Annotated in this window: 9 protein-coding genes and 1 pseudogene; 3 read left to right on the forward strand and 7 right to left on the reverse strand. The window is 74.0% G+C overall.

The window, feature by feature from the left end; translation table 11 throughout:
* Positions 1–7 precede the first annotated feature (7 nt).
* Both A3IG_RS33840 and pdxR read right to left on the reverse strand, forming a co-directional pair.
* Positions 8–466, reverse strand: a complete 459-nt coding sequence (locus tag A3IG_RS33840) for a hypothetical protein (RefSeq protein WP_018385676.1) — start codon at positions 464–466, stop codon at positions 8–10.
* 132 nt (positions 467–598) lie between these two features.
* Positions 599–2014, reverse strand: coding sequence for a MocR-like pyridoxine biosynthesis transcription factor PdxR (gene pdxR, locus A3IG_RS0121610; protein WP_026220521.1), 1416 nt, complete (start codon positions 2012–2014; stop codon positions 599–601).
* A 90-nt stretch (positions 2015–2104) separates the two neighbouring features.
* Here pdxR and A3IG_RS0121615 point away from each other — a divergent pair, with 90 nt between their 5' ends.
* Positions 2105–2746 (forward strand): mycothiol-dependent nitroreductase Rv2466c family protein, encoded by a 642-nt coding sequence (locus tag A3IG_RS0121615; protein WP_018385678.1) that lies wholly within the window; start codon positions 2105–2107, stop codon positions 2744–2746.
* A 176-nt stretch (positions 2747–2922) separates the two neighbouring features.
* Here the strand turns inward: A3IG_RS0121615 and A3IG_RS0121620 are convergent, their stop codons facing one another.
* Both A3IG_RS0121620 and A3IG_RS0121625 read right to left on the reverse strand, forming a co-directional pair.
* On the reverse strand, positions 2923–3588 hold the full coding sequence (locus tag A3IG_RS0121620; RefSeq protein WP_026220522.1) for a nitroreductase: 666 nt from the start codon (positions 3586–3588) through the stop codon (positions 2923–2925).
* A gap of 168 nt (positions 3589–3756) precedes the next feature.
* Positions 3757–4791, reverse strand: coding sequence for a phosphotransferase (locus A3IG_RS0121625; RefSeq protein WP_018385680.1), 1035 nt, complete (start codon positions 4789–4791; stop codon positions 3757–3759).
* Between the two features lie 56 nt (positions 4792–4847).
* Here A3IG_RS0121625 and A3IG_RS32920 point away from each other — a divergent pair, with 56 nt between their 5' ends.
* Entirely contained in the window at positions 4848–5075 is a 228-nt protein-coding gene (locus A3IG_RS32920) for an FmdB family zinc ribbon protein (RefSeq protein ID WP_026220523.1), read from the forward strand.
* Between the two features lie 96 nt (positions 5076–5171).
* Here A3IG_RS32920 and A3IG_RS0121635 read toward each other — a convergent pair whose 3' ends face one another.
* The 3 genes and pseudogenes from A3IG_RS0121635 to A3IG_RS0121650 form a co-directional block, all read right to left on the reverse strand.
* The gene (locus A3IG_RS0121635; protein WP_018385681.1) at positions 5172–6029 is read right to left on the reverse strand and encodes an HAD family hydrolase; all 858 of its coding nucleotides are present in this window, start codon (positions 6027–6029) and stop codon (positions 5172–5174) included.
* A pseudogene (locus A3IG_RS33845) lies at positions 6026–8613 on the reverse strand (phosphoribosyltransferase). Before A3IG_RS33845 ends, A3IG_RS0121635 begins: the two are co-directional and overlap by 4 nt.
* Positions 8614–8660: 47 nt before the next feature.
* On the reverse strand, positions 8661–9827 hold the full coding sequence (locus tag A3IG_RS0121650) for an HpcH/HpaI aldolase/citrate lyase family protein (protein WP_026220524.1): 1167 nt from the start codon (positions 9825–9827) through the stop codon (positions 8661–8663).
* 275 nt (positions 9828–10102) lie between these two features.
* On the opposite strand from A3IG_RS0121650, the gene A3IG_RS0121655 reads away from it, so the two are divergent.
* Positions 10103–11131: a TerD family protein gene (locus A3IG_RS0121655; protein ID WP_018385685.1), complete on the forward strand. Its 1029-nt coding sequence runs from the start codon at positions 10103–10105 to the stop codon at positions 11129–11131.
* The last annotated feature ends 128 nt before the right edge of the window (positions 11132–11259 follow it).

Here is an 11259-nt window from a genome sequence, read left to right on the forward strand (position 1 = left end):
CCGCTGCTCACCGCCCGCGGTCGAGCAGCGCGTACGCCGCACCGGTGGCCACCGCGTACACCAGGTGGTGCCACCCGTCGACGGCGACCTCCACCGCGCCCCACCGCGTGGCCGGCGGTGTCAGGTCCAGGGCCGGGAGCACGACCAGTTCCGCACCCCAGACCAGGGCCAGGTGCGCCGCCGACGCCGCCACGGGCGACATGCCGCGCGCGGCCAGCACGCCCCGCACCGAGCCGAGGGCGGTTCCGTAGCCGAAGTGCGCCGCGTGGTTGAGGAGTGCCCGGCCGCGCTCGTCCACCGGCCGCACCCGCAGGAGCCGGACGACCGCGTCCGCCGGCACGTTGCTGCCCGCCCGGCCGCGGAGCTTCGCCTCCAGTGTGCTGCTCACCGTCATCGCCGCGGTGCCGACGAGTCCCGCGGCCATCCCGACTCCGGTGTCCGCGGCCAGACGCCCCAACCGCCCCATGAGAGCACCTCCGATCCCGGCGACGCCCGCGGCCCCTGCGGGCCCGTCCGGTTCGCCCGTCACCCCGGGTTACCGCGACCGGCGTCTTCATGCCGGAACCGGCCCGGCGACAGGGCGCGGAACGGCGGGCCGTCAGCCCCCGCGGCCAGCGGCGTCGAGGGTCTCGGCGAGGGCGTCGAGCGCGGCCGGATAGGCCCGTTCGGACGGGGTTCCGTACCCGACGATGACGGCCTGGGGGTGGTCACCCGGCGCGTGCCACCACTCGCCCAGGTAGCCCAGGGCCAGCCCGCGGGCCTCTGCCTGCCGGCGGACGTCCGCCTCGGTGGGGCCCTCGGCGGAGAACCGGACCAGGGCGTGGAGGCCGGCCGAGATGCCACGCACCTCGAGGTCGGGTCGGTCCAGGCGGGAGAGCAGCAGGTCACGACGGCGGCGGTAGCGCAGCCGGGAGGCGCGGACGTGGCGGTCGTAGGCGTGGCTGCTGATCAGCTCGGCCAGCGCGAGCTGCCCGATTGTCTCGGTGCAGTGGTCGGTGAGGAGCTTGGCCTCGACCACCGGGTCCACCAGGTGGTCGGGGAGCACCATCCAGCCCAGGCGCAGCCCCGGGGCGAGGGTCTTGGAGGCGGTGCCGAGGTAGACGACGTGGTCGGGGGCCATGCCGTGCAGGGCACCGACGGGTTGGCGGTCGTAGCGGAACTCGCCGTCGTAGTCGTCCTCGACGATCAGGCCACCGCGGGAGCGGGCCCACTCGGTGAGGGCCCGACGGCGGGTCGGGTGCAGGGACACGCCGGTGGGGAACTGGTGGGAGGGCGTCACCACGGCGGCCCGCACCGCCCGGAACCCGGGGGTGGCGAGCAGCTCGGTACGGGCGCCGCGGTCGTCCACGGGCAACGGGAGCACGGTCAGGCCCCGGCGGGCGGCCACCGCGCGGTGGAAGTCGAGCCCCGGGCTCTCCATCGCCACGGTGGCCGGCCCGGGGTCGTTCAGCACCTGGGCGAGCAGCCCGAGGGCCTGGACGAACCCGGAGACGATGACGATCCGCTCCGGCCGGGCCAGCACCCCGCGGGTGCGGCCGAGGTACTCGGCGAGCGCGGTGCGCAGTTCGGTCCGGCCCCGCGGGTCGCCGTAGCCGTAGGCGGTGACCGGGGCACGGGACAGCGCCCTGCGGGTCGCCCTCAGCCACGCCGCGACCGGGAAGGAGGTGGCGTCGGGGGAACCGGGCACCAGGTCGTGCCGGGGCGGGTCCGGTGCGTCGGCCGGGCCCGGTGGCTCGGGGCGGCGTTCGGGCAGCACCGCCACGGTGGTCCCCGACCCGCGTCGGGTGGTGAGGTACCCCTCGGCGACGAGCTGGTCGTAGGCGGCCTGCACGGTGCCGCGGGCGAGGCCGAGTTCCACGGCGAGCCTGCGGGTGGACGGCAGCCTGGCCCGCGGCCCCAGGCGCCCGTCCCGGATGGCGCCGCGCAGCGCCCGCTCGAGGCCGGTCCGACGCCCACCGGCCCCGTCGAGCTCCAGATGGAGGTCCACCCCCGAAGTGGACCAGGAATTCTTCACAAGGGTGGATCTTAATGGTGGGCCAGTCGTCACCGTAGCCTCATCGGGACCGTTGCACCGTGTGACACCCTTCGAGGCGAGGAGCGCCCCATGAGCCAGCACACCACCGCATCGCAGGACACGGCCGGAGGCCGGACCCGGGTCGACTTCTACTTCGACCCGGTGTGCCCGTTCGCCTGGATCACTTCCCGGTGGATCTGCGAGGTGGAACAGCAGCGCGACATCGACCTGCGGTTCCGGATCATGAGCCTGTACGTGCTCAACGAGGACCGGGAGCTGCCCGACTGGTACCGGAAGCTGGTGGACGAGTCACTGGGGCTGATCCGGATCGTCGCCGCCGCGGCGCACCACCACGGCGACGAGGTGCTCCGTGACCTGTACACCGCGCTGGGGACCAGGATCCACCCGGGCGGCGAGAAGGACTTCCGCTCGGTGGCCTCGCAGGCCCTGGCCGAGCTGGGCCTGCCCGCGGAGCTGCTGGACGCCGCGGACAGCACCGACTACGACGCGGAGATCCGGGCCAGTCACCACGAGGGGATGGCCCCCGTCGGCGAGGACGTGGGCACCCCGACGATCCACATCGAGGGGGTGGCGTTCTTCGGCCCGGTGCTCAACGCGATCCCCCGCGGCGAGGAGGCGGTCCGCGTCTTCGACGCCACGCTGGCACTCGCCCGCCACCCCGGGTTCTTCGAACTGAAGCGCACCCGCACCGGCGGGCTCCACTTCGACTAGCGCCGTGACCGGGAAGACCCGCCAGGGCGCCCAGGCCGCGGTGGTGGGGGACCGGGCCAGTGCCTCCGGGGCCAAGGGGTTGTCGCGGCGTCGAGCGTGTCCGCCTTCCGCGGTGTCCCTCGGGACGGACTGCGCCGTGGTCTCCGCGTCGGCGACACGGAGACCACGTGTGCCGGTCACACCCCGATGAAGCTCACTGTTTCTGTCATGTCCGCCCGTCCGGTACGCAGGCGTGGCACGCCTTCCTTCTCGAATCCCACCGCGACACCGCAGAACAGGGTGAGCCTGTCATCGGCGCCGACTGTGCGGCTGACGGTCCTGCGATAGTTCGTCCACATCACCTGGGGGCAACTGTGCAACCCTTCCGCCCTCAACAACAGCATGACCGTCTGCACGTACATCCCCGCGTCCCCCCACTGACCGGGTCCCATCCGCCGGTCGAGGTAGCAGAACAGCACGACCGGCGCCCCGAACGCCTCCGAGTTCAAGGCGGCGATCTTCATGGGCCTGTCGGGGTCCTCACGCTCGATCCCCAGCGCTTCGTACCGCTGGGCAGCCGCCGCGGAGAAGCGGTCCAGGTAGGGCGAGGTCAGCTCGGCCGGGTACATCGGGTACTCCCGCTCATCACCCGGGTCTCCCGCCAGTGCCCTGGCCGTCGCGCGCTTCTTCAGTTCGGCCAGGGGCTCGCCGGTCACGACATAGACGTGCCACGGCTGGAGGTTCCCACTCGACGGAGCCCGCGACGCCGCCGTCAGCACTCGTTCGAGTACTTCCTTGGATACCGGCTCATCGCTGAACGCCCGCACGGCCCGGCGGCTGTCCACGGCTTCGTACACATCCACGGCTTCCTGCCCCCTCATTCAACGGCGACCACCTCCCTACCGCCTTCAGCAGGAGGAGTTTCCACGGCCCCCAGGACCGACGAGGCCGGTTTCGACTCCCCGGCGGTCAGGGCCGGACCCGGGCGACCCGGTGGGGTTCCGGTCACCGACATGTCGCGCCCCGCTCCCCTACCGTGGGCGGCGGGCGGGCACCGGGCCGAGGGCGGGCCAGCGGGCGAGCATCCGGGCACGCAGGTCCGCGGCGAGCCGGCCGGTGGCCGTCAGCCCGGGGCGGTCGGCGGCCAGTTCCGCGACCACCCCGAGCCGGTGGACCAGCCGCTGCCGGGCGCTGGCGGTGCCCCAGGTCCAGTCCTCGACGGGAAGTCGTCCCAGGTGGTCAACGGTGTCCCGCCGGGCCCGTTCCACGAGGGCGTCACCCCGCAACAGCCAGCCCACGCAGTGGTCCGTGGGGTCAGGGGGCGCGGCGGCGCCGGTGGCGGCGCGCCACGCCGACCGGTAGGCCGCCTCCGCCTCGGCCAGCAACGGCCCGGCCGGGGCGGTGACGCACCAGCAGGTGGGGAAGCCGATGCGCAGGTAGGCGAGTTCCACCGCCGGGTCACCGAGCGACGCCTGCTCGAAGTCCACGAACCTGACGCCGTCGGCGGTGTGCAGGTCGTTGCCCGGGCACGGGTCACCGTGCAGCAGGGCGTGGCCGGGCGTCCGGTCCAGGCGCCCCAGCAGGTCGTGGAGTTCGGCGCGCAGCCGGTCCGGGACGGCCCCGCCCAGCGCGGCGGCGAACTCGAGGAACCGGGTGACGTCCCCGGGGGTGGGCCCGGACCAGGCCGGCAGGGCCCCGACGTCGGCCGGGCCGGTGGTGGCGTGCGTGCGGGCGAGCGCCACCGCGTAGTCGATCACCCAGTCGTCGCCGGGATGACGGTGCCGGAGGTACTCCAGCACCAGCACCCGGGCTGTGGGATCGGCGCCGAGGAGCCGGGGCACCACCGGGGGCGTGGCGCGGGAGGCCAGTCGTAGCGCCGCCACCTCGCGGGCGTAGCGCTCGTCCGCCTGCGGGGCGTCGACCAGTTGCTTGACCACCACGGGGGTGCCGGAGAGCTCCACCCGCCACACCCGGGACCGCGGGCTGCTCTCCAGCGCGCGGGGCTTCGCCACGGAGCCCAGTTCGGCGCGGAGTTCTTCGGACAGGGGCAGGTCGGCCGGGTGCACCCGCCCATGCTGTCACGGGGGTGAAACCGCGGGAACCCGCCGGTTAACCTGGGGCCATGCCTCGTTACGAGTACCGGTGCAGGGCCTGCGGCGCCACCTTCGAGCTGCGGCGGCCCATGGCCCAGGCCTCCGCTCCCGCGGTGTGCCCAGAAGGACACCAGGACACGGTGAAGTTGCTCTCCACGGTGGCCCTCACCGGCGGCGCGGCGTCGTCGTCCGCCCCGGCCGGCGGTTCCGACGCCCGGGGCGGCGGGGGCTGCTGCGGCGGGGGCTGCTGCTCCTGACGACCGGCGTCGGACGGGCCGCTGTTCCGCCGACCGCTGACGGGGGGCGCCCGCCCGCTGACGGGGGGCGCCCGGGGCGGCTCGGTCGCCGCGGTGTCAGCGGGCGGCGGGCTGGGGGTTCGGACGGGGGGGCGCCGGTTCGGCGTCACGCGACGTGACCCTGGCCAGCATCCGACGGACGATCTCCTGGCCGGCGAGCACGCCCACCTCGTCGAGGGCGGTGACGCCGGGTGCGGACCACCCGGACTCGGCGAGTTCGCCGTGGCCCGGGCGCCAGCCCGCGTCGGCGGCGAGCAGCAGGTCCGTGTCGAGCAGCGAGTCACCCGCGGCGAGCACCTCGGTGGCGCCGGTCCTGCGCACCACCTCGGCCAGCGCGGCGCTCTTGGTGAGCGGCCGGGGCACCGCGTAGACCTTGCGTCCCTGGAGGGAGACCGTCCAACCGCGTTGGTCCGCCCACCCGGTGAGGTCGGTGAGCCACCCCCGGGGCAGCCGGGCCCGATCCACCACCAGGTAGGCGAACAGGTCCTCGGCGACCCGGTTCCGCAGCAGCCACGCCGGGTCGGCGACGGCGGTCAGGTGGGCGCGGACCTCGGCCAGCTCGGCGCAGGAGTCGGTGAGCCGCCGCTGGACCTCGGCCCGCCAGTCGTAGTCGGTCCGCCCGTCCACCAGGAGGTGGCCGCCGTTGGCGCAGATCGCGTAGGGCGGCACACCGCCGGGCAGGTGAACCCGCCGGTACTGCTCCCGGGTGCGGGTGGTGGCCGGTACCAGCGTCACCGCCCCGGCCAGTTGCCCGAGCAGGTCGGCCGCCCGCTCGGTGAGGTAGGACAGCGGGGACCGCTGGTAGACCTCCACGCACAGCAGCCGGGGGGCCTGGTCGTCCGGCATGGTCAGGCCGAGGGCTCCGGCCGAGTAGATCAGGGTGCGGTCCAGGTCGCTGGCGACGATCGTGGTCACGCGGCACCCGCCTCGGCGGCAGTCCCGGCGGCGCCGACCGCGCCACGGGTGTACCGGGGGTGGATCAGCCCGACACACGAGTAGGGGCCGATCAGGCCCTCGGCGGCGGCCCCCACCTCCTCCACGGGCACCCCGCGCTGCTCGGCGAGGAGCCGGACGTGGTCGAGTTCGGCACCCGCGCCCTTCCTGGCCAGGACCCGCCAGGGCACCCGGCGCAACAGCACCCTGGTGGTCTCCCCCACCCCCGGCTTGACCAGGTTGAGGTCGCCGATGTCGTAGGCGTCGGCGACCCGCCGCACCGCTGCCCAGCCCTCCCAGGTGGGGGTGCGGTCCTCCCCGGCCAGGGCCGCGCGGTCGGCGGCGACGGAGTCGCGCACGGCGGGGAACCGCTGACTGACGGTGTCGAGGAACAGCCCGGAGACGTCCGCGTCGGCCAGTTCCCGGTAGTACTTGGCGCCGTGGAAGTCGTCGGGTCCCACGAGGTCCGCGCGCAACACGGTGCGGGAGACCAGGCCGGAGACGGTGGAGTTGAGGCACGCCGACGGGATCAGGAAGTCGTCGCGGGTGCCGTAGGTGCGCACGCAGCGGCCGGGGTCGGCGAGCACGGCGATCTGCGGGTCGAAGGCCCCGAACTCCTGCAACGCGGCGTCCAGTTCCCTGGTGATGGCGCCCTTACCGGTCCACCCGTCCACGAAGACCACGTCGGCGGGGTCGTGCCTGGCCGCGAGGTAGCGCAGTGCCACGGTGTCGATGCCGCGCCCGCGCACGATCGAGAGGGCGTAGTGCGGCAGGTCGGTGCCGTGTGCGTACCGGGCCCAGCGGCGCATCAGCACCCCGACGGGCGTTCCGGCCCTGGCCAGCGAGGCCAGCACCACGTGGGGTCCCCGCTCCTCGAGGACGGTGTCGGTGACCACGCCCACGGCCCGCGCGACCCGGTCGGCCGAGTTGCGCAGTGCGGCGTGGAACAGCGCCTGGTACCGCTGGTCGGGCTGGTACTCCACGGGCAGCGACTCGGCGTAGTGGGCACCGCCGTGCTGGATCGCCTCCTCGCGCTCCTCGGTGGGGGCCTCCAGCGAGACCCGGGACAGGTCCTGGAGCAACCAGGTCACCTCGTCCGGCCGGTAGGAGGAGAACTCCGGGCCCCGCAGGGGCCGTGGCAGTGCCGGGGACGCGGGGGATGTGGTGGTCATGGTGGCGCTCACCTCGGGGCGGACGGGACGGAGGGGGCGGACCGGTGGGCGGGCGGCGGTCCTGGCGGGCGGGGTGCGGGCACGTGGGACGGGACGACGGTGAGGAGCACCCGGTCGGTGGTGCCCCGCAACGCGTCCACCAGGCCGCCCGGGGCGTGCAGGGCCGGGGTGTCCGCCGCGGAGTCCACCACGAGCAGCACCGTGTCGAACCGGCGGTCCGGGTCCTTGCCGCAGGCCACGTTGTACGCGTACCGGGGGCCCGGGCCGTCGGCGGGCGCGTCGTGCGCGGGGAACGTCACCCGGGTCCTGATCGCGTACCCGGGGTCGTCCACGGCGAGCACCGGGGATCGGGTGGTCGTGGAGAAGCGCACCTCGGCGCCGTTCCCCAGGGCGTCCTGGAGGGCGAGGGCGAGCCGCAGCGGCACGTACATCAGCTCCTCGCAGCCCAGCACCAGCACCCGCCTGGCGGTGGCGCCCACGGCGGAGGCGAGTCGCCCGCCCAGCGTGGGCAGCGCCTGCTCCAGCACGGCCCGGTGCGCCGGGGTGAACCCGTGGCGCCCCCCGTCCGGGAGCCCCGCGGGCCAGGGCACCTCCACCCGCCGCAGCGAGCCGGAGGCCACCGGGCGGGGGTCGTCGTTCTCGTGGCCGTCGACCAGGGCCCGGCCACGTTCCAGGACGTCGTCGGGGAGCTCCACGGTGCCGGTGGCCAGGGCCGCCACCCGGATCGTGGTGCCGAGTTCGGCGGCGAAGGCGTCGAGTTCCCCGCGGTGCGCGGCCGATCGCAGATCGGTGAGGGCCACCACCAGGTAGGTGTCTCGGGGGTGCAGGGCGTGCAGGGCCGCGATGGTGTTGCGGACCGTCCTGCCGGTGGAGAACTCGTCGTCCACCAGCACCAGCGGTCCGTCCCCGGCGAGCAGCCCGGGGTCCTCGGGAAGCAGCAGGTGCGAGGTGGCGTGCGAGTGCTCCTCCTGGAAGCCGCCGACCGGGGCGACGCCGGGGACCGGGCGGCGGGTGGAGTGCAGGTACGGGACGGGTCCAAGTCCGTCGGCGACGGCGTGCCCGAGTCCGGTGGCGGTCTCCGCGTAGCCGAGGACCACGGCGCGGGCCGCCTGTTCGTCGCCGAGCAGTGCCCGGGCCCGCCGTCCCAGGTCGAGCCCCGCGCCCAGCACGGTCGCGGGGCGCTGCGGGACGTGTTTGCCCAGCACCTCGGAGACCAGCAGGTGGGCCCGTCTGGGGTTGCGGCGCAGGGCCAGCCCGAGCAGGGGGCGCAGCTCCGCGCCGCGCAGGGTGATCCCCAGTCGCTCGGTGACCCAGCGGCCGGGCCAGACGGGGCCTGCGGCGGGGGGCGGGGTGGGGACGGTCGGGCCTTCCGGCTGGTACGGCTCGTCCGGCATGCGTGGGGGGTTCCGTTTCGGTGAGTGGTGGGGGTGGGCCACAGTGGTCAGGACAGCAGCAGGGCGCCGAGGAGTTCCACGAACGAGACGTCCTGCCGGGCCACCCCGAAGGCGTCGGCCCGCCGCAGGGTGCGCTCCGCCCAGGCCCGGTGCGGTTTCACCTCGTTCATCTTGTTGGTGTACGAGGAGCGCAGCACCCCGCCGCCCGCCTGCTCCCCGTCGATGATGTCGAGGGCGTCGCTGTACTCCTCGTGCGACACCACGGACAGCGCGTGCACCGGAGCGACGTGCGTGGGGTGGATGCACGTCTTGCCGAGCAGCCCGTTGGCCCGGTCGAGTTCGATCTCCCGCAGCAGCCCGTCCATGTCGTGCTCGATGAGCTGGGTGCGCAACCGGTCGGCCCGGGCGACCTGGACGAACGGGGAACGGCGGAGCTGGGGCTTGAACATCCGTTCACCGGCGCGGAAGTACTCCCACACCGGCCCGGTCACGACGAGGCCGGAGGCGTCGGCGCGGCCGAACACGTTGACCACGTCGGCGATGGCGGAGGCCACCACGTGGATGTCGTAGGCGGTGAGGTCGGGGGGCCGGCGCAGTCCGTAGGCGGAGCAGAAGTCGGTGACGCCGAGCCGCAGCACCAGCACCCGGTCCCGGTACTTCTGCACCGTGCGGGCTATCCCGAACAGCGTCTCCTGCCTGCTCTCCAGGTACAGCAGTTCGGGCGACTCCAGCACGGGCATGGCGAAAAGCCGCCGGCCGCAGGTGGATTCCGCGGCGGTCAGTGCCTCGAGGAACGGACGGCCGGACTCCTCGGTGAACTTGGGGAGGACGAAGCCGGAGACGAGGCGAATCGTTTCGCCGAACCGTCGCACCAGGGAACCGATCTGGTCGGGCTCGCGCACCCGGATGAACAGCAGGGGGAGGTCGGCGTCGCACTCCGCCAGCTCCGCGAACTGCCGGACCAGGTTGTCCTCGGCCTCCGCCACCTCGTGGTCACCGATGGAGTCCTCCAGGCACAGCACCATGGAGACGACCCCACGGCCGGCCAGCTTGACGATGTCCTCCGCGAGCCCGGAACGGGTGGCCGGGCTGTAGAGGGTGGCGCCCAGCGCCACGGCGAGCGTGTCGGCCGGGGAGTCGGCGTTGAAGTCCTGGGGCTCCCGGTGGAACAACTTCGCCCGCTCCTCGTCCGCAAGGTGCCCGAAATGGCGCATATATGTCCTATTCTACCTAAGTCAGCGACCAGCGACTGGCCGATTGTCGTATGTACATAGTGCTTGATGGGGCCCGTGTTCCAGTGAATGCCGGGGAACCAGGGCGTTTCCACAGGACAACCATCAGTTCACCGGATTTCCCCTGCCGCGGAACCGCCGCAGGTCCGCCCGCAGGGCGAGGGACCGCCGCCGGACCGTCGGTCGTGCCGGCCGACAACGCCCCTTCCCGCCACCCGCGTTGTCCGCACCCGCCGTGCCAGGGCAGGATTGCGGGCATGACGCACGCCATGATGAAAGGGTCGAACATCCCTCTGGGCGCCTCCGCGGTGCGCGTGGTCCTGCGGTGGAGTCCCAGCGCCGACGTACCGGACATCGACGCCTCGGCGCTGTTGCTCGGCGAGAACGGGCGCGTGCGTTCCGACCGCGACTTCGTCTTCTACAACCAGCCGCGCCACCCCTCCGGCCTGGTGCGGCACCGCCCGAAGCGGCGCGACTCCGGCGGCATCACCGACTCCGTCGAGGTGGACCTCGGCAAGCTCGACACCTCGGTGGACCGAGTGGTGATCGCCGCCTCCGTCGACATGGGGACCTTCGCCGCGGTGAGCGACCTGCGGGTGCAGCTCTTCGACCTCGCCGCCGGCGAGGAGAGCGAGGCGGTGGCCGAGTACCGGGTCACCCCGGAGACCGGCGAGGAGTCCGCCCTGAACTGCGCGGAGCTCTACCGGCGCCAGCACCAGTGGAAGTTCAAGGCCGTGGGGCAGGGGTACACCACCGGCCTGATCGGCCTGGCCACGGACTTCGGGATCGCCGTGGACGACGGCGACCAGCCCGGCCCCGCTCCTGCCCCGACGCCCTCGCCGGCGGCCCCCGAGCCGCCCCCGCCTGCCCGGTCCGAGCCGTCCACTCCCCCGCCCCCGCCGGTACCCGCGCCCGGCGGCTACGGCTACCCCCAGGCTCCCCAGCAGCCACCCGCGCCGCAGCCACAACCCCAGCCACAGCCCCCCGGCGGCTACGGCTTCCCGCCCCCCGGGCCGGGACAGCCCCAGCCCCATCCGGTCGGCTCCTACGGCTACCCCCAGGCACCACCCGGCTCGTACGGCTACCCGCAGCCCCAGCCCCCGCAGATGCCCCCGCAGCACCACCAGGGCTACGGCTACCCACCCCAGTACCCGAACCGGCAGCCCGCCACCGGCTACCCCCCGGCGCCGGTCCCCCCGCCGGTCCAGCCGCAGCCGGGCAACGGCGGCTTCACCCTGCCCCCACAGGGACCTCAGTTCCAGCCCAGCCGCTCCGGACACCGTTAGGGGCTGTCTGATGAGTAGCGCCGTCCGCCCGGAGGGCGGGGGTCGCGGCGTCTGGTGCGTGCGATCGCAAGGCGGAGGGTCGTCCTCGTACTGGGCGTACATGGACGATCCCGACAACGCAGCGAGCG

Origin of the sequence: Wenjunlia vitaminophila DSM 41686, assembly GCF_000380165.1 — a bacterium.
GTDB classification, from domain to species: domain Bacteria; phylum Actinomycetota; class Actinomycetes; order Streptomycetales; family Streptomycetaceae; genus Wenjunlia; species Wenjunlia vitaminophila.